Annotated in this window: 16 protein-coding genes and 1 riboswitch; of the genes, 14 read left to right on the top strand and 2 right to left on the bottom strand. The window is 61.9% G+C overall.

The features are described from left to right. The first annotated feature begins 23 nt into the window (after positions 1–23). From B7E11_RS06795 to B7E11_RS06785, 3 genes are read left to right on the top strand one after another with little or no spacing between them, the layout of a single operon-like run. Positions 24–1,802 carry a cache domain-containing sensor histidine kinase gene (locus B7E11_RS06795; RefSeq protein ID WP_080832866.1) on the top strand — a complete coding sequence of 593 codons (1,779 nt, stop codon included), beginning with the start codon at positions 24–26 and terminating at the stop codon, positions 1,800–1,802. After that, a complete protein-coding gene (locus B7E11_RS06790) occupies positions 1,780–3,357 on the top strand; it encodes a helix-turn-helix domain-containing protein (RefSeq protein ID WP_080832865.1) in 1,578 nt (525 codons plus the stop codon). The genes B7E11_RS06795 and B7E11_RS06790 overlap by 23 nt, the downstream gene beginning before the upstream one ends. A 31-nt stretch (positions 3,358–3,388) precedes the next feature. Beyond that, positions 3,389–5,914 carry a beta-mannosidase gene (locus B7E11_RS06785; protein ID WP_080832864.1) on the top strand — a complete coding sequence of 842 codons (2,526 nt, stop codon included), beginning with the start codon at positions 3,389–3,391 and terminating at the stop codon, positions 5,912–5,914. Between the two features lie 126 nt (positions 5,915–6,040). Here the strand turns inward: B7E11_RS06785 and B7E11_RS06780 are convergent, their stop codons facing one another. Then, the gene (locus tag B7E11_RS06780) at positions 6,041–6,331 is read right to left on the bottom strand and encodes a hypothetical protein (protein ID WP_080832863.1); all 291 of its coding nucleotides are present in this window, start codon (positions 6,329–6,331) and stop codon (positions 6,041–6,043) included. Positions 6,332–6,662: 331 nt separating this feature from the next. Here B7E11_RS06780 and B7E11_RS06775 point away from each other — a divergent pair, with 331 nt between their 5' ends. Continuing rightward, positions 6,663–8,054, top strand: coding sequence for an NCS2 family permease (locus tag B7E11_RS06775; RefSeq protein WP_080833768.1), 1,392 nt, complete (start codon positions 6,663–6,665; stop codon positions 8,052–8,054). Positions 8,055–8,228: 174 nt separating this feature from the next. On the opposite strand, the gene B7E11_RS06770 is transcribed toward B7E11_RS06775, so the two are convergent. Then, positions 8,229–11,228 carry a glycoside hydrolase family 3 protein gene (locus tag B7E11_RS06770; protein ID WP_245809643.1) on the bottom strand — a complete coding sequence of 1,000 codons (3,000 nt, stop codon included), beginning with the start codon at positions 11,226–11,228 and terminating at the stop codon, positions 8,229–8,231. A 202-nt stretch (positions 11,229–11,430) separates the two neighbouring features. On the opposite strand from B7E11_RS06770, the gene B7E11_RS06765 reads away from it, so the two are divergent. From B7E11_RS06765 to purS, 10 genes are all read left to right on the top strand, one after another. Further along, positions 11,431–13,200 carry a sensor histidine kinase gene (locus B7E11_RS06765; protein WP_080832862.1) on the top strand — a complete coding sequence of 590 codons (1,770 nt, stop codon included), beginning with the start codon at positions 11,431–11,433 and terminating at the stop codon, positions 13,198–13,200. 4 nt (positions 13,201–13,204) lie between these two features. Beyond that, entirely contained in the window at positions 13,205–14,749 is a 1,545-nt protein-coding gene (locus B7E11_RS06760; protein WP_080832861.1) for a response regulator transcription factor, read from the top strand. Between the two features lie 87 nt (positions 14,750–14,836). Then, complete coding sequence (locus B7E11_RS06755) at positions 14,837–15,802, top strand: ABC transporter permease (RefSeq protein WP_080832860.1); 966 nt, start codon at positions 14,837–14,839, stop codon at positions 15,800–15,802. Positions 15,803–15,833: 31 nt separating this feature from the next. Beyond that, positions 15,834–16,742: a carbohydrate ABC transporter permease gene (locus B7E11_RS06750; protein ID WP_080832859.1), complete on the top strand. Its 909-nt coding sequence runs from the start codon at positions 15,834–15,836 to the stop codon at positions 16,740–16,742. A gap of 362 nt (positions 16,743–17,104) precedes the next feature. Next, the gene (locus B7E11_RS06745; RefSeq protein WP_080832858.1) at positions 17,105–18,811 is read left to right on the top strand and encodes an ABC transporter substrate-binding protein; all 1,707 of its coding nucleotides are present in this window, start codon (positions 17,105–17,107) and stop codon (positions 18,809–18,811) included. A gap of 710 nt (positions 18,812–19,521) precedes the next feature. Continuing rightward, a riboswitch (purine riboswitch) is annotated at positions 19,522–19,623 on the top strand. Between the two features lie 193 nt (positions 19,624–19,816). Further along, complete coding sequence (gene purE / locus B7E11_RS06740) at positions 19,817–20,299, top strand: 5-(carboxyamino)imidazole ribonucleotide mutase (RefSeq protein WP_080832857.1); 483 nt, start codon at positions 19,817–19,819, stop codon at positions 20,297–20,299. Next, positions 20,296–21,519: a 5-(carboxyamino)imidazole ribonucleotide synthase gene (gene purK, locus B7E11_RS06735; protein WP_425430056.1), complete on the top strand. Its 1,224-nt coding sequence runs from the start codon at positions 20,296–20,298 to the stop codon at positions 21,517–21,519. The genes purE and purK overlap by 4 nt, the downstream gene beginning before the upstream one ends. A 6-nt stretch (positions 21,520–21,525) precedes the next feature. Next, positions 21,526–22,821 carry an adenylosuccinate lyase gene (gene purB / locus B7E11_RS06730; RefSeq protein ID WP_080832856.1) on the top strand — a complete coding sequence of 432 codons (1,296 nt, stop codon included), beginning with the start codon at positions 21,526–21,528 and terminating at the stop codon, positions 22,819–22,821. A 495-nt stretch (positions 22,822–23,316) separates the two neighbouring features. After that, on the top strand, positions 23,317–24,201 hold the full coding sequence (locus B7E11_RS06725; RefSeq protein ID WP_080832855.1) for a phosphoribosylaminoimidazolesuccinocarboxamide synthase: 885 nt from the start codon (positions 23,317–23,319) through the stop codon (positions 24,199–24,201). A 72-nt stretch (positions 24,202–24,273) separates the two neighbouring features. Then, the gene (gene purS / locus B7E11_RS06720) at positions 24,274–24,516 is read left to right on the top strand and encodes a phosphoribosylformylglycinamidine synthase subunit PurS (protein WP_080832854.1); all 243 of its coding nucleotides are present in this window, start codon (positions 24,274–24,276) and stop codon (positions 24,514–24,516) included. Positions 24,517–24,520 lie beyond the last annotated feature (4 nt).

The raw sequence follows: 24,520 nt of genomic DNA, 5'->3' as shown, positions 1-24,520 counted from the left end.
GAACGGTTGGGGGGATCAAAGACGTGAGACGATGGATCGGAAATTCGCTGCGGCGCAAGCTGTCCGTTCTGATGCTCGCGTCCACGTTGATCCCCCTGCTGTTTTTGGGGATTTTCGCGTTTTATACGTCGTCCCGGGTGACCGAGCAGAACCTCAATCAGGCCGGCATGGATACGCTGAGCCAGATGGAGGGTTATTTGCAATTCCAGCTGAGAGACGTGGAGAACGTTTCCTTGTTTCTGATCGGGCAGCAGGACGTGCAGCGTTTTGCCGCCGGGACGGACGACGACGTCGAGCTGCGGACGCGGGTGCTCGGCATGCTGGTCAGCCTCGTCAGCTCGAAGGAGTACATCGCGGATATTACGGTCTATTCGAACCGGTTCGACCTCCCGGTGTCGACGGCGACGTTTTACCGCTCCGACTTGCATGAGCAGCTTGCCCTCGAAGACGTGACGGCCAAAAGGTGGACCCGCCTTTACACGGTCGAGGACTACGCAGGCGAGCATCGTCTCGTGTCGTTCATCCGTCCGCTCCGCAGCATCAACGACTACGAGCCGCTGGGATGGATTTCGATCAGCCTGGACGAGCGGACGATTTCCCGGAATTGGGGCGAGGCGCAGCTGGGCGGAGGTCAGGGGGAAGTCGTGCTGTTCGACGGGGAGGGGCATCTTTTGTCTTCGACTGACAAGAACCGGCTGTCGGAGTCGATCGATGCGCTGTACCCGGGTCTCCGGCAACACCTTGACCGCGCGAAGCCCGCCAAGGGCGTGTCCGCGTACGGAGACGGGCGCGACAAAAAAACGGTTCTTTACTCCCGCCAGGCGCTTGGGGGCTGGACGCTGGCCGGGGTGTTCCCCTACGAGCTGTACCGCTCGCAAAGCGAATACATCGTCCGGCTGACGGTGCTGGCCGTCGCGCTTTCGGTGCTGATCAACGCCCTGCTCATCCTGTTTACGGCTCGGCGGATTACGAATCCGCTGCGGCTGCTCACCCGGCTGCTGACAAAAATCGACCCCGACGAGCCGCTGCCCGTCGTTCCGATCCGGTCGAACGACGAAATCGGGCAGCTCGCCCGAAGCTACGGGCTGCTCGGCACCCATATCGAACAGCTCAAGAAAAAGCTGGTCCGCAACGAAGCCCGGAAGAAGGAAGCCGACATGCGCGCGCTCCAGGCGCAGATCAATCCCCATTTTTTGTACAATACGCTTTCTTCGGTCCATTGGATCGCGCTGATGGCCGACGAGAAAAAAATCGCGGACATGGTCGGCGCCCTGAGCGATTTCCTGCGGTTCAGCCTGAACAAGGGCAACGAGTTTTGCGAGGTGCGGGACGAAATTTCGCATATCAAAAACTACGTCATGGTGCAGTCGATCCGCTTTCCCGACAAATTCGACGTCGACTACGTCGTGCATCCCGCCGCGCAAACCAAGCGGATGGTCAAGCTGCTGCTGCAGCCGCTGGTCGAAAACGCGATGATTCACGGGGTTCAGAAAAAAGAGGGGAAGGGAAACATCGCCGTTTCCGTCGAGCTTCGGGGGAACCGGTTGTTTTTTCTCGTGCTGGACGACGGGGTCGGCATGACGGAGGAACGGCTGGCGTTCGTCCGGAACAGCCTTCGGCCGGACGGCGGCGGGGAGACGCTCACGGAGGTTTACGGCCTGCGAAACGTGAACGAACGGCTGCTGCTGCATTACGGCCCGGATGCGATGCTCCACATCGACAGCAAGCCGCAGGCCGGCACGCGCGTTTCTTTTTCCACTCCCGTTTTGGAGGGTTCGCATGAAGATCATGATCGTGGATGACGAAGTCATTATCCGCACCGGACTGGCGAAAGTGATCAAGTGGGAGGAGCTCGGCCTGCACTTGCTGGAGCCGGCGGCTTCGGCCGAAGAAGCGCTGGAGCGGCTCGGGCGGGAACGGCCGGACATCTTGCTGACGGACATCCGCATGACCGGCAAGACCGGCCTGGAGCTGGCCGATGAGGCGAGGCGGCTGCTCCCCGACCTGGACATTATCATTCTTACCGGCTACGACGACTTCCAATATACGCAGCAGGCGATCCGGCAGGGCGTGAACGATTACTTGCTGAAAACGAGCCGGCCCGAGGACATCATCAAAACGGTGCTGAGGGCGAAGCGGCGAATGGAAGCGAAGCGGGACGAGCACAACCGGGAACGGTTCAAAAACAAGGAGACGCGCGACCGGCTGTTCGAACGCTGGATTATCAGCGGGGATCCGTCCGGGATCGAGCCCGGGCTGCAAGAGGCGTTCCTGTCCGGCCTGTCCGCGCATCCGGGCAACGGCGGAGTCCGAATGCTGCAAATCTGGCTGGTGGCGGGCGAAGGCTGGACGGAATCGCCTTCCTCGGAGTCGCTGCTGCTGTTCGCCATCGAGAATATGCTGAGGGAAATGCTGGCCTGCGAAACGCTGATCCGGAAAAAACGCATCGTGGCCGCCGTTCCGATCGATCCCGCGCGCAAGGAGTTCGAGCATTCGCAGCATTATTCGGCCTTGGCGAAAATCGAGCGCTTATTGAAATGCAGGATATTCGCCGCCGCCGGCCTGCCCGTGGATCGTCCGGAGCGGCTTCACGAGTCCTACGTCGCGGCGGACCGCGTTTTCGGCTATAAGGGCCTCATTCCCGACAACCGGGTCGAGTACGAAGCCTTCATCCGCCGGAAGGGCGGCAAAACGTCCTGCTCCTACGAAGAGGAGCTTGAGCTTTCCGCCATTTTGCTCGAGGACGACCCGCTTGCGCTCAAGGGCTGGGTGCAGACATACATTCAAGCCCGGCTCGAGGATCCCGAATTCACGCTGGAATCGCTGGAGGCTTCGCTGCATTCGGCGGCCGCCGCGGCGGGCAGATGGCTGGAGCGCGTGCAGACCGTAACGGGCCGGAAAAACGCGGAGGAGGGGCTCGCGCCTTTCCGATACGAGAGGGAGTCCGTTCCCCGGAACGCCCTGTTCCAATATTTGTACGCCGTCATGAAGCGGTATCACGACCGGCTGGCCGAAGGGGCGGCTTCGCACGCGCAGAAGGCGATGGCCTATATCGAAACGAATCTCGGCAAGGACGTCGGCCTGCAGCAGGTCGCCAGGCACGTGCATCTGCATCCGAACCATTTGAGCGAGGTGTTCAAAAAGGAGACGGGAATGACGTTCGGGGATTACGTAACCCGGCGGCGGATGCGCCGCGCCGCCGGGATTTTGTCCACGACGCCGGCGAAAATCAGCGAGGTCGCGGCTTCCGTCGGCTATGCGGACGTCAAGTATTTCAGCCAGCTGTTCAAAAAAGAGACCGGAAAGACGCCCAGCGAATACCGCGAAGGCGCCGCCTCGGCCGTCAAACAGGATTAAGCGCATAAACCAGCAGGAGGAGACGATCGGCATGGAGCTGAAGCACGATTGGAGAATTCAACATTTCGAACCGGGGGAGAAGCGGCCGCTCGACGTCGCTTCTCCCGGCCTGGACGACCGGTTCTGGGCGACGGCAAGCGTGCCCGGGGACGTTCATGCGGCGCTGATCGAGCGGCGCATCATCGACCACCCGTATTACGGACACAACGACGTCAAAGGCCGCTGGATCGAGCAGAAGGAATGGTGGTACCGCAAGTCGTTCGATTTCGCGAAGGACGACGATCCCGAGCTGCGGCACGAGCTGGCGTTCGAGGGGCTGGATACGTTCGCGACGGTATACCTCAACGGCCTGGAGATCGGAACTGCGGACAATATGCTCATGGGCCATACGTTCGACGTCACGAGGGCGCTGCGCGACGGCCGCAACACGCTCGCCGTCAAATTCGATCCGCTGTCGCTTCACAACCGGGACAAGCTGCAGTTCGACTGGTCCTCCTATACGAAGGAGCGGCCGTGGATCCGCAAAGCCGCGATGAATTTCGGCTGGGACTGGGGCCCGCGCCTCATGACGGTCGGCATCTGGGGCAAGGTTCGGCTGGAGAGCCGGCGTCTGGCGAAGCTGGAAAGCGTATTTGCGCGGACGGTCCGAGCCGGCGCGAAGGAAGCGACGGTTCGCGTGGACGTCGAGGCCAGGGCGTTCCGCCGGAACGAGCCGTGCGAATGCGAGATCCGGCTGTTGGCGGGGGACGGAAGCGAGGTTGCCTCGAAGCGGGTGCCCGTGAGCCTCGGGAAAGCTTCGGCGGATCTGGCTGTGGACTCGCCGCGGCTGTGGTGGACGCACGATCTGGGAGAGCCTTACCTGTACGAGCTGGAGGCGACGCTTTATGCGCGCGGGGAAAAGACGGACGTCTACCGCAAGCCCTTCGGCATCCGCACCGTCGAGCTCCGGCTTCGGAACGAGGCGGGGGAAAACGCGTTCGCGTTCGCGCTGAACGGCGTGAAGCTGTTCGCCAAAGGGACGAACTGGATTCACGCGGACAACCTGATCGGCTCCATTCCCGACGACCGCTACCGCGACCTGATCGCGCTTGCCGTCGACGGCAACATGAACATGCTGCGCGTCTGGGCGGGGGGCATTTACGAGAAGGATATTTTCTACGACGAATGCGACCGCCGGGGGCTTCTCGTCTGGCAGGACTTCGCGTTCGCCAACGCGCTGTTCCCGGACTTTAACCGGAACTTCATGGACAACGTGCGCCGCGAGGTCGTCTACAACGTCAAAAGACTGCGCAATCACGCGTCGCTCGCGCTCTGGTGCGGCAATAACGAAATCGACTGGCTGTACGACATGAAATCGTCGGAAGGCAGCATTACGACGCCTTTCTACGGCGAAAGCATCTATCACGAGCTGATTCCGGAGGTGCTGGAAGAGCTGGACGACAGCCGGGCGTATTGGCCTTCGTCCCCTTACGGCGGCGACGACGCCAACGACCCGGACGCCGGCGACCGCCACAACTGGCAGGTGTGGCACGGCTCCGTCTACCCGCGCAAATCCGGCGAAGCTCCGGTCATCGACTACAGCATCGAGGGCGTCACCTTCAAAAACTACAAAAAGGACTTTACCCTGTTCAGCAGCGAATTCGGCATGCATGCTTCGGCAAACCGGCATACGCTGGAAAAGTACGTGCCGGAGGGCGAGTTCTATTGGGGAAGCGCGGAGATGGCGTATCGCAACAAGGATACGAATCACCTGAAGGGCATCCTGCTGATGGAAGGCTTTACCGGCATTCCGCGCGACATCGGGGAGTACATGAACTTTTCGATGCTGACGCAGGCGGAAGGGCTCAAATACGGCATCGAGCATTACCGCCGGAACAAGCGCCGGACGAGCGGATCGCTGATCTGGCAGCATAACGACAGCTGGCCCGGCACCAGCTGGTCGCTGATCGACTACGAGCTGCTGCCGAAGGCGTCGTTCTACTACGCGAAGAAATTTTATCATCCGCTGCTGCTGTCGCTCGATCACGACCCGGGCCGTCCGCTCCGGCTGTGGGTCGTGAACGACCGGACCGCTCCGTGCCGGGGAAGCGTCCGGCTCGGCGTCTATGACTTTGCGGGCGAAATGGTGTTCGAGCGCGAATTCGCCGCCGACGTTCCGGCGGGCGGCGCGGTCGAGCTCGGCAGCCTGACGGAGGCGGAGGCGCTGAACGGCAGGGCGGCGGAAGAGGTCGTCGTGCGGCTTTCGGCCGACGGCTTCGACGCGCCGGACAATCTGTACTATTTGCGGGATCACAAGGACCTGCGCCTGCCGACAACGGAGCTGAAGGTGACGGCGGACCCGGCGGCGCAGACGGTGACGGTGGAAGCGGGAGCTTATTTGGCGCGGATGGCGAAGATCGATTTGCCGCGGGGCAACGTCCGCTTCAGCGACAATTTCTTCGATCTGCTGCCGGGCGAGCGGAAAACCGTCGTCCTGGCCGATCCGAGGGGCGGCGCCGTCTCGCTGGCCGGCCTTGCCGTGACGGCGATCAACGCGGGTCCGGCCGGCGAGGGCTAGAAGGTCGTTCGTCCGAAGGGCGCCTTCCCGAGACGTCGAATGTGCGGGGATTGTTCTTCCGGCGCGTCGGACGGTTCGGAAGGGAGAAGCGCTCGACGCTTCTCCCGGCCCGGACGAGCGTTCGGCTCAGCTTTCGCCTTCGCCGGAGCGGCCGAAGGCTATTCTTTTGGGGAGGTCCGCATCGGCCAATTTTACGTGCGTCTCGATCATGTCCGGAACGTGTTTTTTGGTCAGAAGCATGCCGCCTACGGTACCGTTTACGATTTCGAGCTTTTCCGGGCCGAGCTCGGACAGTCCCGCGTGCGAAAAGCGAACCGCCTTGCCGAAATGACCCGATAGCGCATCCGCAAGTTCGCTTTGTTCCTCGGCGGTCAAGCTTTCGAAACGGGACAGAATGTCATCGATTTGTTCGCTCACGCCACATCTCCCTCCTTTCCGGCAAAATTTCGGTCTCGATCATTCCTCATACGTTTTTCCGCGGCGAAGGGTCCCGTTATTTCCGGATGCGTGCTGCATTTCGGGAAAACAACCCATTTTATTCGACATAAACCGAAAAATTAGGGCTTATTTCGAACGAATTTAGCAAAAACTTATAAAAACGTTCGCTTTTTGGATTGACGGACGGTTGCTTTCTGCCTAGAATGAGGAGCGCAGGGCCGGATTTTTTTAGGTTGAGAAGCGGAACCTAGGAAAGTCGGGCCATTTGAATTTTGTCTATCGGATCAAGGTCAAGGGGGAAGGCTCTCGAATGGAGAAGTTTTTCAAGCTCAAGCAGAACGGAACGAACGTGCGCACGGAGATCATGGCGGGGATTACGACGTTCATGACGATGGCGTACATACTGGCGGTCAACCCGATTATCCTCGGGGGCTCGGGTTTGGACAGCTACGGCATTTTTCTCGCGACGGCGCTGGCGGCCGGCATTTTTACGATTGCGATGGGGCTGTTCGTGAATTTCCCGGTAGCGCTGGCTCCGGGCATGGGCCTGAACGCCTACTTCGCCACGACGGTGGTGGCGTCCAAGGCGACCGGCCATCCGATCACGCCTTCGATGGCGCTGGCGGCGGTGTTCGTTTCGGGGATTATTTTTTTCATCCTGACGGTGACGAAGGTGCGGCAAATGCTCGTCGTCGCGGTGCCGGACGGGCTTAAACACGCGATTACGGTCGGGATCGGCCTGTTTATCGCGATCATCGGCCTGAAAAACAGCGGCGTGCTGACGATTTCGCTCGACGCGTTCGGCCGCGAGTTCCCGCAAGGCTCGTACACGGCTCTCGGGGGCAGCGAAACGGTCATCCATCTCGGCGACCTGACGCAGCCGTCGGTATGGCTGACGGTCGTCGGCTTGTTTCTGATCGCGGTCCTGATGGTATTGAAAGTGCGGGGCGCGATCTTGATCGGCATTTTGCTGACGACGCTGATCGGCGCCATTCCGGGCGTCGATACCGTCGACTTCGGCTCGCTGCAAGGGCAAAGCTGGATTCCCGATTTCTCCAAACTGAACTTTCTGGATTTCAATTTCGCCGATTTGCTGACGACCGGGTTGCTGGCCGCGATCGCGACGTTCACGTTCGTCGAGCTGTTCGACACGTTCGGCACGTTGGTAGGCACGGCTAACCGCGCCGGCTTCCTGAAGAACAAGGAAGAAGGAAACAAGCGCATCGGCAAGGCGATGCTGGTCGACTCGATCGCGGTCAGCGGCGGCGCGATGCTCGGAACGAGCACGATGACCGCTTACGTGGAAAGCACCGCGGGAATCGCGGAAGGCGGCCGTACGGGGCTTACGTCTTCCACGACGGGCGTCCTTTTTTTGCTGTCGCTATTCCTGGCGCCGATCGCGCTGCTCGTGCCGACTCCGGCGACCAGCGCGGCTCTCATTATCGTCGGCGTGCTGATGATGCAGTCGGTGAAGGAAATCGACTTCTCCGATCTCGTCATCGGCATTCCGGCCTTCCTGACGATCGCGTTCATGCCGTTCACGTACAACATCGCCAACGGCATCTCGTTCGGGATCGTGTCTTACGTGCTGCTGGCGGCGGTATCGAGCTGGTTCGGCCGGAAGAAATACAGCGTGCATTGGCTGATGTGGATTTTGTTCGTGCTCGTCATTGCCCGGTACTTGTTCGTGGGCGGGGAATAAGCGTGAAAAGGGAAAAAACGGCCCGAGGGGCCGTTTTTTCGATGAGCGCGGCCGGAACGCGCGGATAAAAGTGGAATAACCGCCCCCGAAGGGCGGTTATTCCCGGAAAAGTCGGCGGGAATGCGAAATAACGGCCCGGGAAAGACCCGGGAAGGCCGTTATTTTACGCTGCAGTTACACGAACCGGAACCAGGAGATACGCACGCCGCGGCTCGGTTCCAGCACGACGTCGGCGGAGCCGCGAAGCCCGGAAACGGCGCAGGTGACGGTGACCCACGCTTGTTCGCCAGCGGTGGCGGGCACGGTGCAGACGCCGACAGGTTCGCCGGCCCCCGGGCGTTGCTCCGGTTTCGCTTCGGCCCGGATCGCGATCGTCCCGCCTTCGGCCGCCGACACCCGCGCTTCGAAGCAGACGGCCTCGCGCTCGCCGAACGCGGCGTCCGCGTAGCGCAGCATCGCGCCCTCGCGAACGGCCGCCGCGCTGCTGCCGCCTTCGCGGCACTCGTCGATGACGACGCCTTCGTAGTCGTCATAATTGACGGCGGCGGTCACGCGGCGCAAGTCGCGGGGCGGCACGATCTCGCCCTCGACGCGAAGCTCGGCGCGAAGCGCCAGATCGGCGGACGAGCGGCCGACGGCCAGCTCCCATTCGCCCGCCTCGACGCACCAGCGGTCGCGGGTGACGTCCCAGAACGCGAGATCGTCGGCCCGCACGGAGAAGCTTATCTCCCGGCTTTCGCCGGCTTCGAGCGCGATGCGGGCGAAGCCGAGCAGCTGCCGCAGCGGCCGCTTCACCCGCGACCCCCGCGCAGTGCCGTACAGCTGCGCGACTTCCTCGCTCGCCCGGTCGCCGGCGTTCCTCACCGTCACCGCGACTTCGACCTCTTCGCCCGGCCCGACGGATGGCCGGCCTAGCCGCAGGTTCTCGTATTCGAACCGGGAATACGTCAGCCCGTGGCCGAACGGATACAGCACGTCGCCCTTGAAATACCGGTACGTGCGCTCCCCTTTGATGATGTCGTAGTCCATAAAGTCGGGGAGCTGGTCGACCGACCGGTACCATGTCATGTTGAGCCGGCCCGCCGGGGCATAATCTCCGAACAGCACGTTTGCGATCGCCGTGCCGAGCTCGGGCCCGGCGTGAGACGTGTACATGATCGCCGGAACGTGCTCGTCCGCCCAGTTCACCGCGAACGGATAGCTGCCGACGATGACGACGATCGTGTTCGGATTCGCCGCGAACACATCGCGGATGAGCCGGTCCTGCGATTCCGGCAGCGCGATGTCCGGCCGGTCGATCGTTTCCTTGCCGTTGACGAGCGGATGGTTGCCGACGAACACGACGGCCGCATCGGCCTCGCGCGCGGCGTTGACCGCTTCCCGCACCCCGTCCTCCACGACGACGGGTTCGAACGCGGCCCGGGCGCCTGCGCCGGCTTGATCGCCGCCGACCCAGTTGCCGTGCACGTCCTTGACGGCGCCGCCTTCGGACGCGGCCAGCAGCCCGTCCTCGCCGATCGCGATCGGGCCGTCGTCCCAGGCCGACAGCGTCAGCCGTCCGTCCGCGCCCGTATCGGTCAGGAACACTTCCTTGGTGAACCAGCCGAAAATTTCGTCCGCGTCGGCGGTAACATGCCCGCCTTCCTTGGTCGTCAGGTACCGGCCGGGACGGCTCAGCGGGCGGAACGTATGGGCGCGCCAGCCCCAGTCGGTCCGCGCGAACGTCTCGGCCTCGTTCTCGTCCGCAACCGAGGCGGCCAGCTTTCCTTCCGCCGTCAGGCCGACATACCGGGCTCCGTCCTTGCGGGCCGGTCGACCGTGTTCTTCCGGCGCCAATCCGGCGTGCCGTTCTTCTTCCGCGCCCTGCGGCTTCCCGTCCCCGGGCCGTCCGGCATGCCGCCCTTCGTCAACCACTTTCAGCTTGATCCGGTCGCTTCCGTCCGCGAACAGCACCCGGTCCTCCGAACCGAGCCGGCCGCGGATCGCCTGCAGCGGCGTGACCGCGTACGGCAGCGTGCCGCTGTACCAGTCCCGGAACACGTCGCCGGCGAGCGGCCCGATGACGGCGAGCCTCCGGATCTTGTCGGCCCGCAAGGGCAGCGCGCCGCCTTCGTTTTTGAGCAGCACGACGTTTTTGCGCGCGGCTTCGAGCGAAATCTGCCGGTGGTCCGGAGCGCAAATGACCGATTCGTCGATCGAAGCGTACGGATTCCGGTCGTCCGGATCGAATTCCCCGAGCCGGAAGCGGACGCGGAACGCGTTGCGGAGCGCGGTATCGAGGTCGTTCTCCGTCAGCAGCCAGGCCTTCAGCGCGTCGCGGATCGCCTGCTTGGATACGGCGTGGTCGTCGGTGATGCTGTCGATGCCGCTGCGGATCGATCGGGCGACCGCCTCCGCATAGTTGTCGAAGTACTTGTGATCGTTCACCGTGCCGAGCACGTCGCCCGCGTCGCTGACGACGAAGCCGTTCATGCCCCATTCCCGCTTGACGACGTCGTTCACCTGGGAATTGAGGTTGGCCGGGACGCCGTTCACCGCGTTGTAGGCGGTCATCATCGACAGCGCGCCGCCTTCGACGAACGGAATCTCGAACGCTTTCAGGTAATATTCGCGCATGTTGCGCGGATCGATGCTGACCGAGCATTCGCCGCGGTCCTTCTCGTTGTTGTTGCCGATAAAATGCTTCAGGCTGGCGACGGCGCGCACGTAAAACGGGTGATCCCCCTGCATGCCCCGCACGAGCGCCGCGCCCAGCTTGCCGGCGAGGACCGGGTCTTCCCCGTACGCTTCCTCGTTGCGGCCCCAGCGCGGATCGCGCTCCATGTCGACGGTCGGCGCCCACAGCGTCAGACCGTTGATCGCCGGATCCCGCCGGAAAAACCCCCGCGCCTCCGTCCCGATCGCCTCTCCGACCCGCCGCAGCAGTTCGGCGTCCCACGTGCAGGCGAGACCGACCGGCTGCGGGAAATACGTCGCTTCGCCGAGCCAGGCGATGCCGTGGGCGGCCTCCGTTCCGTGCTTGTATTTCCGGATGCCGAGCCGCGGAATTTCCTCCTGGTACTGGCACATCAGGTCCACTTTTTCGTCCGTCGTCAGCCGCGACACCAGGTCGTTCACCCGGGTTTCCAGCGGCAGCTCCGGATTTTGGAAAGGATATTCGTATTTGTCGCTCAAGCGCTTCGACCTCCAAACTACTGAAAACGCATTCAACCAACGCTATTGTACTCCATTCCGCGTTCCGGAAACACCCTCACAATTCCACCTAAAATCCATGGAAAATTGAACAGGGGGTTGCGCGAACGAGGCGCGATGCTCCACAATAGGGTCGATTATTGTCGTTGCTCCGGTTGCGGGCCGCGGGCGGGGAGGGGATCGGATGAAAAACGTATGGCGGCGGCTGAACGACATGAAATTGCGCAACAAAATGGTGCTCTCCTATCTCGTTTTTTTCATCCTGCCGATGATCGCCGTCGGTTTTTTCATCGTCCGCGAATACCGCGAATCGGCGTTGGACAAGGCGAACGAGCAGACGGCGAGCGCGGTCGAACGGATGAAAAGCCGGACGGGCGAGACGCTCCAGACGGCGATCGACCTGTCGAGCCGGCTCGTGCTCGATTCGGATATGGAGCAAATCGCGACGACAAGGTACTTGAGCCGCAGCGAGGTCGTCGAAGCGTACAGCGAGTACGTCACGTTCCGGACCTATCTCGAATTCAATCCGGAAATTGCCCAGATCAAGCTGTTCGTCGACAACCCGACGCTGCTGAACAACTGGGAGTTTTTCCCGGTCGACGCGGAGCAGACGAGCGCGTTCTGGTACCGCGACGCGCTGGAGCACGCCGGCCAGATCGGCTGGCACTATTTTCCGGACGAGACCCGGACGCCGCGCAGCATGCTGAGCCTCGTGCGAAGCGTCTATTTCCAGGAGGACAAATCGTTCGGGGTGCTCGTGATCGACCTGAACACCGAATATCTCAACTCGGTGCTGGAGCAGGAAAGCACGGAAACGTTTCTATCGGATGAAAACGGTTACGTCGTCGCATCCACCCGCCGCGACGCGATCGGCAAGCTGCTGCCGGAAACGCGCCTCGGTCCCGACATCGCGCGGATGAGCCCGGGCACGTACGAAACGGAGGTCGGCGGCGTCCGTTCGCGGGTGATCGTCGATCGGCTGCTGCCGGACAAAAGCTACGCGAGCCTGAACTTCGTGACCGTATACCCGATCGACAGCATCGTGAAGGAAGCGAACCGAATCAGCGAGCTCGGCATCCGGATCATCGCCGTGTTCGGCGCGATCTCGGCGCTGCTCATCTGGCTGATCTGCGACGTGGTGACGAAGCGGCTGCGCCGGTTCAGCCGCCAGATCAGCCGGGTGGCCGCCGGCAACTTCAACGCGGCGGCGGCGATGGACGGGGCCGACGAGATCGGGCAGATTTCCCGGCAGTTCAACCAGATGGTGCGAAACGTCCGGGAGCTGATGGAGGAAGTGGCGCTGTCCCACCGGCGGGAAAGCGAGCTCGCGCGCAAGCAAAGCGAAATCAAGCTCAAGATGCTGGCCAGCCAGATCAATCCGCATTTTCTCTATAACGCGCTGGAGTCGATCCGCATGAAGGCGCACATCAACGGGGAAAAGGAAATTTCGCAGGCGGTCAAAATGCTGGGCAAGCTGCTGCGCAAAAACCTCGAGCTGACCGGCCAGGCGATCCGCCTGAAGGACGAGATCGAAATCAGCCGCAGCTACCTGGAAATCCAGAAGTTCCGCCACGAGGACCGGCTCGCCTACGAGCTCGACATCGAACCTGCCGCCGAGCAGGTGAAGCTTCCGCCGCTGCTGATCCAGCCGCTCGTCGAAAATTCGGTCGTGCACGGGCTCGAAGGAAGCACCGGCGGGGGGACGGTCAAGGTCGTCGCGCGCCTTGCGGACAGCGCGCTGCGCATTGCCGTCGAGGACGACGGCGTCGGCATTCCGCCCGAAAGGCTGGACGGCATCCGGCGGTCGTTCGAGGGGCAGGAGGCGGAGCGGATCGGGCTTTGCAACGTGCATCAAAGACTGCAGCTCACCTACGGCGACGCCTCGGGGCTGCGAATCGAAAGCGTTCCCGGGGCCGGCACCCGGATCGAATTTCACATTCCGCTGGAGGGTTGACGCCATGTACAAAGTATTGATCGCGGACGACGAACCGTTGATTCGGGAAGGGCTGCGGACGATCGTCGAATGGGAGGAGCACGGCTTCGAGGTGGCGGGCAGCGCCGCGGACGGACGGGAAGCGCTGGATCTGGCCGCGAAGCTGGAGCCCGATCTGATGATCGTCGACATCCGCATGCCGGGCATGGACGGCCTCACCCTCATGCGGTCGGTCCGCGAACGGGCCCGGCGGCGGCCGCATTTTCTCGTGCTCAGCGGCCACGCGGATTTCGAATACGCGAGGCAGGCGCTGGACATGCGGGCCGAAGGGTATATGCTGAAGCCGGTGGACGAGGACGAGCTGGCGGAGCATCTGGCGAGGCTGAAAACGGCGCTGGACGAGGAAAAGACGGCGTCGGCGGCGCCCGCGGCGGAGCGGATCGCGGCTGCGCTGCTGTCCGGCGAGGGGGGCGCGGTGCCGGAGGAAGCGAAGGCCGGCGCCGGATTCGACGCCTCGTCCTACGAGCTGGTGCTGATCCGGCTTCAAAGCCGGGAGGAGATCGACAGAGAGAAGATCGACGCCGTCAGGCGCAAGCTTGCCGAGGCGTACGCGTCCCCGCGCCGCGGCATCGTGCTGTCTCTCGACCCGTACGTCGGGCTCGTGCTGAAGGACGCCGCCGGCGACGCGGGCGCGCTCGACGCCGCCTGGCGCGAAATCGCGCGGGCCTGCGCGGGCGAAGGGCTCGATTTTACCGCGGTCAGCGGCGGCCCCTCCGTTCGGCCGGAAGAGCTGAGCCGGTCGTACCGCGGCGCCAGGGAGGGGATGCGGCGCCGGTTTCTGCTGGAGGGGGACAAGGTGCACGTCCGGCTTCCGAATGCGGACGGGGGCGCAAGCGCCGGCGCGGAAGCGGCCGCGGAACGGCCGGAAGCGCCCGATCTCGCGGCGGCGGCCGAGAAGCTGTCGCTCTCGCTCGACATCGGCAGCGCGACCGCGGCCGCCGAGCAGATCCGGAGCGCCGGCGACGACATGCTCCGTGGGGGCATGACGGAGCGGGAGATCAAGGCCGCCTTCGTGCAGATGCTGACGCTCGCGACGGGAGCCCTCGCCCGGAACCGGCCGGAAGCGAAGGAGAAGGCGCACGCATTTACGGCCGAGGTGACCGGCGTTTACGCGGAATACCGGTATTCCGGCCTGATCGAGCGGCTGGCCCGGCTCGTCGGGGAGATGGCCCGGCAGCTCGGCGACGGCGGAGGCGACAAGCAGGTGCAGCGGATGATCGAGCTCATCCGGCGGAATTACGAGAAGAACCTGAAGCTGGAATCGCTGGCCGAGCTGTTCAGCTACAACAGCTCGTACCTCGGCAAGCTGTTCAAAAGCACGACGGGCGTTTCCTTCAACACGTATCTGGATCAGGTCCGCATCGACAAGGCGAAGGAGCTGCTCGCCGAAGGGATGAAGGTGTACCAGGTCGCGGAACGGGTGGGCTATTCCAACGTGGATTATTTTCACGGCAAGTTCCGCAAATACGTGGGCGTATCCCCCTCCGAATACCGGAAAAGCCTGCACTGATTTTTATATGATTTTGCCCCCAATCCTCCCGGTAGAGAGCGGGGGGCTTTTTTTTTATCATGGTACCATACGGCAGGGAGGGGTTACATGAAAGCGATGACAGGAGCGGCGATTTCCGGGAGCGCGAAGGCCGGACGCGGCCGGGGGGATTTCTGGAAAACCGCTTTTCGCAACCGATATTTGTACCTGATGTCGCTTCCGTTTGTCGTCTGGGTGTTCGTCTTCAGCTACTACCCGCTCTGGGGCTGGCTGATGGCGTTCCAGAACTTCAAGCCCGGAAGATCGATCTTCGAGCAGGACTGGGTCGGCTTCGGGCAGTTTCAGAAGCTGTTTGCGGACGACATGTTTTACCAGGTGCTGCGCAATACGCTGGCCATGAGCGCGCTCGGGCTGGTCGCCACCTTCACGTTTCCGATCGTGTTCGCTTTGCTGATCAACGAAGTTCGCCAAATGTTTTTCAAGCGGTTCGTGCAAACGGTTTCTTACTTGCCTCACTTCGTATCCTGGGCCGTCGCGGCGAGCATCGTCACCAAGATGCTGTCGACCGAAAACGGCGCCGTGAACGACATTCTGATGGGGCTCGGGATCATCGACCAGCCGATCCAGTTCATGGCCCAGGGCCATTTGTTCTGGGGGATCGTCACGCTGTCGGACGTCTGGAAGGAAACCGGCTGGAACGCGATCATCTATCTGGCGGCCATTACCGGCATCAGCGGCGAATTGTACGAGGCGGCGAGAGTCGACGGCGCAAGCCGGCTGAGGCAAATCTGGCACATCACGCTGCCGGGCATCCGGTCCACGATCATCGTGCTGATGATTTTGTCGATCGGCCACCTGATCAGCATCGGGTTCGAGAAGCAGATGCTGCTCGGCAACAATCTCGTGCTCGACTATTCGCAGGTGCTCGACCTGTACTCGCTGCAATACGGCTTGCAAATGAGCCGCTATTCGTTCGGCGTCGCGGTCAACATTTTCAACTCGGTCGTCAGTCTGATTCTGCTGTTCGCGGCCAACGGCCTGTTCAAGCGGATTACGAAAGAAAGCATTATGTAAACCATCACGCACAGACTTGGAGGTGCCCCGATTGGCAACCCGGACCCGGCGCATCGGCGCTTCCGCGGGAGATCGGCTGATCGACGCGCTTATTACCGCCGTTCTGGTCGTCGTCGCGATCGCCACGATCTATCCGTTCCTGAACGTGCTCGCGCTGTCGTTCAACGATTCGACGGACAGCGTGCGGGGAGGAATCACCATTTTCCCGCGCGAGTTCACGCTGGAGAACTACAAGATCATTTTTTCGTACGAGAGTCTGATCACCGGCTTTCAAATTTCGGCGCTGCGGACGATCGCGGGGACGGCCCTCGGGCTGATCAGCTCCTCGATGCTGGCCTTCACGCTGGCCCGCCCCGATTTTCAGGGACGAAGGTTCATCTCGGTCTATCTGGCGATCACGATGTACGTGTCGGCCGGTCTCATTCCGACCTATCTGCTGATCAAGGATCTGAACATGATGGGCACGTTCGCGGTGTACATCCTGCCGGGCATCGTCAGCGCCTTCAACGTGTTCGTCATTCGCTCCTTCATCGACGGGCTTCCGTACGCCCTGCAGGAGTCGGCGAAAATCGACGGCGCGAACGACTTCACGATATACTGGCGGGTCATCCTGCCGATGACGACGCCCGCCCTGGCGACGATCGCGCTGTTCATCGCGGTCGGCCAGTGGAACTCCTGGTTCGACACGTACCTGTACAACGCGACGAGCCCGCATCTGACGACGCTTCAGTACGAGCTGACCAAGGTGCTGCAAAGCACGACGAGCGGCAGCGGCGGGGACTACCGCACGACGAACATGACGCAGGCGCTGGCCGCCGTGTCTCCCGATTCGGTCAAAATGGCGATCACGATCGTCGTCACCGTGCCGATTCTGCTCGTGTATCCGTTCCTGCAGCGCTACTTCGTCAGCGGCATGACGCTCGGCGCCGTCAAGGGCTGAAGCGGCGAACGGGCGGCCCGCCTCGGCGGGCCGCGTCAAGGGCGATTCCGGGGGCGGCTCCTCAACGGGCGGCGCTGCATGACGGGACGCGCCTGCATGACGGGCGCGCCTGCGTGACGGGTTGTGCTGCGTGTCGGGCCGCGCCTGCATGACGGCCCGCCCTGGATGGCGGGTCGTGCTGGATGACGGGTCGTGCTGGATGACCGGCTGCGCTGGATGACGGCCCGCGCCGCATGACGGCGGTCGGCCGGCCGGCAGTCGCAAGGCCCGAGCTTTTCGGAAACGGCTTCACGCCCCAAAAACATTCGGTATGAACAGGGCAACCTGTTATACAATAGAGAAGACAAACAGGAGGGTTACAAATGGCAATCAAGAAAAAATGGCCGGCTCTCGCGCTGGCCGCGACGCTGGGCGTCGGCCTGCTCGCGGGCTGCGCGGGCAACGGCGCCGATAACGCGAGCAATTCGAACGCCGCGGGAACGGCATCCGCCTCCGGCGAATTGAAACCGATTACGTTCAGCTTTTACAGCGAGGATCCGAATCCGAACTGGGCGAACATGCAGGATGAAATCGGCAAAGTCATCACCGAGAAGACCGGCGTTACCCTGGAGGCGGAATTCGCGGTCGGCGACGCGGTGCAGAAATCCGCGCTCATCGCCACCAGCGGCAAATATCCGGACATTATCAGCGCCAAGACGAGCATCAGCAAATTCGTCGACGCCGGAGCCGTCATCGATCTGACGGATTTGATCGAGGAGCACGCGCCGAACCTGAAGAAGCTGTTCGGGGATCAGATCAACCGGCTTCGCTACAGCAACGACGATCCGTCCATTTACGTCATTCCGACCTATGACGGCGTAGGCAACACGGCGTTCGACGCGACGGGCGGGTTCGGCCTGCAGCACCGGGTCGTCAAGGAGCTGGGCTATCCGGAAATCCGCACGGTCGAAGATTTTGAAAACGCGCTCAAGCAATACCTCGCCAAACACCCGACCGATGAAAACGGCAACAAAAACATCGGCCTGTCGCTGAACGCCGACGACTGGTACATGTACATTTCCGTCACGAATCCGGCCTTCTTCGCCACCGGCGCCCCCGACGACGGGGAATACTTCATCGACAAGGAAACGTACGAAGCGACCTATCACTATCTTCGCCCGGAGGAGAAGGAATATTTCCGCTGGCTCAACCATATGAACGCGGAAGGGCTGCTCGATCCCGACAGCTTCGTTCAAAAGTACGACCAATACAAGGCGAAAATCGCATCCGGCCGCGTGCTCGGCCTGATCGACCAGGAATGGTCCTACGCGGACGGCGAGAAGGCGCTGAAAGCCGAGGGCAAATTCGATTATACGTACGGACATTACCCGGTCACGCTCAGCGAGGAGTTCAAGGAGACGTCGTTCTGGCCGACGGGCTTCATGGCCGGCAACGGCATCGCGATTTCCGCGACGAACCCGGATCCGGAGCGCACGATCAAGTTCCTGGACTATTTGGCGTCCGACGAAGGGCAAGTGCTGCTGAACTGGGGCATCGAAGGCACGCACTACGCCGTGGACGAAAGCGGCAAGCGCACGATGCTGCCGGAAGTCAACGACCGCCGCGTCAACGACGCCGCCAACTTCCAGAAGGAAACGGGCATCGGCAATTACACGCTGCTTAGCGGACGTTACGGCGACGGCGTCAAGGATCCGAGCGGCAACTACTATACGCTTAAATTCCCGGAACAAATCCTGGCCGACTACAACGAAGCGGAGAAAGAAACGCTCGCCGCGTACGGGGCCACGATGTGGAAGGATCTGTTCCCGAAGGAAGACGAGTTCGAGGAGAGAGCGTACGGCGCGGCGTGGAACATCACGATTCCGAGCGACAACGACTTGACCGTGCTCGACGAACGATTGAAGACGATCACCTGGAAAATGATCCCGCAGGCCGTGCTGGCCAAGCCGGAGGATTTCGACAAGGTGTGGGACGATTACGTGAAGCAGCTGGAAGACGCGGGCGTTCAGGAAGCCGAGGAGCTGAAGACGCAGCTGATCGAAGAACGCGTCGAGCTGTGGAGCAAGTAATTCGGGATTCGGCGAGGGCGTGTTCCCGGATGCTTCGCGCATCCGGGGAGCGCCCTCGCTTTTTTCCGACCGGGGGGCCGTCTCCGGCGCGCACGATATTGCTCCAGTTGAGTCGTGGCGACTCATCTCGAGCCCCCAAACGCATGCAGCCGCACGCAGTTGAGTCCAAATGACTCATCTCGCCGTCTCCGCGCGTACGATATTGCTCCAGTTGAGTCGTGGCGACTCATCTCGAGCCCCCAAACGCATGCAGCCGCACGCAGTTGAGTCCAAATGACTCATCTCGCCGCCTCCGCGCGCACGATATTGCTCCAGTTGAGTCGTGGCGACTCATCTCGAGCCCCCAAACGCATGCAGCCGTACGCAGTTGAGTCCAAATGACTCATCTCGCCGTCTCCGCGCGTACGATATTGCTCCAGTTGAGTCGTGGCGACTCATCTCGAGCCCCCAAACGGATGCAGCCGCACGCAGTTGAGTAAAAGGACTCATCTTGGTGCCTCTGCGTGCACGATACTATTCCGGCTGAGTCGCCGTGACTCATCTCACCCGTCAAGTCTGGACGGAGGCGACATTTATATCGAAATTTCGAGCAGGCCAAAGGAAAAATCCGCATATTCCCAGCTTTTTAAAATCCGAACATTCGTATTTTGATGTAACATAAGCGTTCGTCTTTCGTTTGACAATCAGGGGAGGTTGAAGTACACTTAAATCCGGAAAATAACCGAATTGCTCGTATATCATCGGGGATATGGCCCGATCGTCTCTACCCGAAAACCTTAAATTTTCGGACTACGAGCCCGCGGACGCAGGCGGATGCCGCTTATCGAATTGCGACAAAGTTCGACAGCGGCATTGCGCCTTATAAGCGTCCGTCGGGACGCGGTCGGAAAGACGGGTTTTCACGAGAGAAGATGGGCTGGACGGGGAATGCTTACAACATATACCCGTCGCCCTTTTTGTATGTTTAGGAACGAAAATAGGCGATCCTGGGGGAAGGGTGGAAGCATGGGGGCACTCGTCGGAGTCATCATGGGAAGCACGTCGGACTGGGAAACGATGAAAAAAGCGTGCGACGTGCTCGATGAGCTGAACGTGGCATACGAGAAAAAAGTCGTCTCGGCGCATCGGACGCCGGATTTAATGTTCGAATACGCGGAATCGGCCGCGTCCCGAGGGTTGAAGGTCATTATCGCGGGCGCGGGCGGAGCCGCACATTTGCCGGGGATGGTCGCGTCCAAAACCGTCCTGCCCGTCATTGGCGTGCCCGTCAAGTCGCAAGCCTTGAACGGGCTCGATTCGTTGTTGTCGATCGTTCAGATGCCCGGCGGCATCCCGGTGGCGACGGTAGCGATTGGCGCGGCCGGGGCGACGAACGCGGGGCTGCTCGCCGCGCAGATGATAGGCGCCTTCGATCCCGAAACGCAGCGCCGCGTCGAGGCCCGGCGGGAGCGGATTACGCGGGAAGTGCTGGAAGGTGAGCTGCCGTGAGCGAACCGAACATTCAGCCGGGAACCGCTAAAGCGTCGTCGGGCGAGTCCCGCGAGGGCGCGGCCGGGCGGCGCCGGACGATTTTGCCGGGGGCGACGATCGGCGTGCTCGGCGGCGGACAGCTCGGCCGGATGCTGGCGCATGCCGGCAGCCGGATGGGCTACCGGTTCGTCGCGCTCGATCCGACGCCGGACGCGCCCTGCGGCCAGACGGCGGAGCAGATCGTCGCCGGCTACGCCGACCGAGAAGCGGCGCGGGAGCTGGCGCGCCGCGCGGACGTCATCACGTACGAGTTTGAGAACGTCGACGCGGGCGTAGCCGCGATGCTGGAGGCGGAATCGTACGTGCCCCAGGGCAGCGCGCTGCTGCACACGACGCAGCATCGGCTGCGCGAGAAGCGCGCCGTCGAAGCGGCGGGCGCGCGGGTTGCGCCTTACGCGGAGGTCGCCTCGCTGGCGGAGCTGAAAGCGGCGTCGGCCAGGCTCGGCCTGCCGGCGGTGCTGAAGACGGCGACCGGCGGCTACGACGGCAAAGGCCAGTGGGTGCTGCGAAGCGAGGCAGACTTGGAAGCGGCCTGGCCGGAAGCCGAGCGCGCCGGCACGGAGCTCGTGCTGGAGAAGTTCATCGACTTCGCCATGGAAATATCGGTGATCGCCGCGCGCAGTCCTTTCGGCGAGGTGCGGACGTTTCCGCCGGCGGAGAACGTGCACGTTGACAACATTTTGCATCTGTCGATCGTGCCCGCCCGCATCGGGGAAAACGTGCGGCGCGAAGCCGAGCGGATGGCGGTGTCGATCGCCGAGACGCTCGGCGCCGTCGGCCTGATCGCGGTCGAGATGTTCGTGGCGAAGGACGGCGAGATTTACGTGAACGAGCTGGCGCCGCGTCCGCACAACTCCGGCCATTATACGATGGAGGCCTGCCGCACGTCCCAGTTCGAACAGCACGTCCGCGCGATTTGCGATTTGCCGCTGGGCGATTCCGCGCTGCTCACGCCCGTCGTCATGGCGAACATTCTCGGCGAGCACGTCGAGCCGCTGCTGGCCTGGATGCGGGAGCGGGATTCGGAGGCGGAACGCCTCGGCGTCGAGCCGAAGGTGCATCTGTACGGCAAAGCCGAAGCGAAACCGAAGCGAAAAATGGGACATGTCAACGTGCTTGCGCCGAATGTCGACGCCGCGCTTGCGTGGATCGCCCAATCGAAGATATGGAGGGTCTGAACCAACATGATCGATCGTTACAGCCGCCCGGAAATGCGGGCCATATGGACCGAAGAGAACAAATTCCGGGCTTGGCTCGAAGTTGAGCTTGCCGCCTGCGAGGCTTGGGCGGAGCTGGGGCACATTCCGAAGGAAGACACCGTCAAACTGCGGCAGAACGCCAAGTTCGACATCGACCGCATTTACGAAATCGAGCTGGAAACGCGGCATGACGTCATCGCCTTCACCCGCGCCGTCTCCGAAAGCCTCGGGCCCGAGCGCAAATGGGTCCACTACGGCCTGACGTCCACGGACGTCGTCGATACCGCGCTCGGCTACCTGCTCAAGCAGGCGAACGCGATTTTGGAACGGGATCTGGAAGCGTTCATCGATATTTTGCGCGGACAGGCGATCGCCTACAAGCACACTCCGATGATGGGGCGCACCCACGGCGTTCATGCGGAGCCGACGACGTTCGGACTGAAGCTGGCGCTGTGGCACGAAGAAATGAAGCGCAACCTGGAGCGGTTCCGCAAGGCGGCGGACGGCGTTCAATTCGGCAAAATGTCCGGCGCCGTCGGCACCTACGCCAACATCGACCCGTTCGTGGAAAAGTTCGTGTGCGAGAAGCTCGGCATCACGCCGGCGCCGATCTCGACGCAAACGCTGCAGCGCGACCGCCATGCCGAATATATGGCGACGCTGGCGCTGATCGCCACCTCCATCGACAAGTTCGCGACCGAAATCCGCGGCCTGCAAAAGAGCGAGTTCCGCGAAGTCGAGGAGCCGTTCGCGAAGGGCCAAAAGGGCTCGTCCGCGATGCCGCACAAGCGCAACCCGATCGGCTGCGAAAACATGAGCGGCCTGGCGCGCGTGATCCGCGGGCATATGGTTTCCGCCTACGAAAACGTGCCGCTGTGGCATGAACGCGACATTTCGCACTCGTCCGTCGAGCGGATCATTTTGCCCGATGCGACGATGCTGCTTAACTATATGCTGAACCGATTCGGCAACATCGTGAAAAATTTGACGGTGTTCCCGGAAAATATGAAGCGCAACATGCGAAGCACGTACAACGTGCCGTTCTCCGGACGCGTCATGACGAAGCTGATCGACAAGGGCTTCAGCCGCGAGCAGGCGTACGACACCGTGCAGCCGCGCGCGATGCAGGCTTGGGAGGAGCAGCGCGATTTCCGCGAAATCGTCGCCTCCACGCCGGAAATCGCGAACGTGCTGTCGGCGGACGAGCTGGATGACTGCTTCGATCCGAGCTGGCACCTGAAGCACGTCGACACGATTTTCGAGCGGCTCGGGTTGAATTAAGCGCGCTCCTTGCCGGACGAAATGAACGGTCCGGTTGCGGGAACCGTGAGCGATGCTTCGGACCAGCGCCGAGAGGGGGCAGCGGGAAAATAACGGCCGGTTCCGACCGTTAATCTCCGGAAGATGCCGCCAAACGAGCAAATAACGGTCCGGAAAGGCCGTTAATTCGAAGATTCGGCTTGAAATCATCCTATATTATAAGAATAACGGTTCCACCAGGCCGTTAAATGGATTTTATATCGGTTTTTCGTTAAATAGCGGCGCTTTCGGACCGTTAAACCGGAACCGAACGCACTTTGTACGCCCGGATGGCGGGTCGGAGTGATGGGCGCCCGAGCCGGGCGCCGCGCGTGCCGGTCGGACAAGGATCACTCGAGCCGCGACCGGATTTTTCTTCGATTCGGAAGGGGCTCGAACCTCATGCCCGTTTTCGTCCGGAACCGCCCGCCGCCGGGCAGATTCCCCCGACACGCAAGGGGATAGAAGGAGGCTGTCATGTCGACAGAAGCGTTGTCAACCGCCGCCGGGCTCGTGAACGCCCCGCTCATTCACAAAGGCAAGGTGCGGGAGCTTTACGATTTGGGCGAGCACCTGCTCATCGTCGTCACGGACCGCATTTCCGCGTTCGATTACGTGCTCGACCCGCCCGTTCCGGATAAAGGCCGGGTGCTCAACGAGCTGAGCGCCCACTGGTTCGCGCTCGCCGCGCAAATCCAGCCGAACCATATCGTGCATACCGACGTTGCGAAGCTGGGCGGTCTCGTGAGCGACCCGGACAAGCTGAAAGGCCGCATCATGGTGTCCCGCAAGGCGCAGCGCATCGATATCGAGTGCGTCGTGCGCGGATACATTACCGGAGGCGGCTGGAGACAGTATCAGGCGACCGGCGAAGTGAACGGGATCAAGCTTCCCGAAGGCCTGCGCAAAAACGGAAAGCTGGAGCGGCCGATTTTCACGCCCGCGGGCAAAAACGACGTCGGCCACGACGAGGACATTCCGTTCGACGAAATGGCCCGCCGGGTCGGCAGGGAGCTCGCGGAAAACCTTCGCGACCGCAGCCTGAAGCTCTACGAGTTCGGCCGCGACTTCTGCGCGGAGCGCGGCATCATTTTGGCCGATTGCAAATTCGAATTCGGACTCGTCGGCGGAGAGGTCATCCTCATCGACGAGCTGTTCACGCCGGACTCCTCGCGGTTCTGGGCCGAGGAAAAGTACGCGCTGGACGTCGAGATCGACAGCATGGACAAGGAGCCGGTCCGTTCCTACCTGGCCGGGTCCGATTGGGACAAAAACAGCCCTCCGCCGCGCCTGCCGGATGAAGTGGTCAAGGCGACGACCGAGCGCTACCGGGACATTTATCGCCGCTTGACCCAAGCCTAACGCCAACGTACCGCCAATGTCGGGTCTTTATTTTCCCCAATCCATCCCCACTTTAGGAGGAGAACCTCATTCATGAAAGCAATGGTATATGTAACCATCAAAGCGAACGTCCTTGATCCCCAGGGCAACGCCGTGCAAGACGCCCTGCACACGATGGGCTTCGACGAAGTCGGCAAAGTCCGCATCGGCAAGTATATGGAACTTCAGTTGAATACGTCCGATCGCGCGCAAGCGGAAGAACGCGTCAAGGCGATGTGCGAAAAACTGCTGGCGAACACCGTAATCGAAGACTACCGCTTTGAATTGGAGGACTGAGGCG

It is taken from the genome of Cohnella massiliensis (assembly GCF_900169535.1).
GTDB classification, from domain to species: Bacteria; Bacillota; Bacilli; order Paenibacillales; family Paenibacillaceae; genus Cohnella; species Cohnella algarum.
This window is presented reverse-complemented; position numbering and strand designations above follow the sequence as displayed.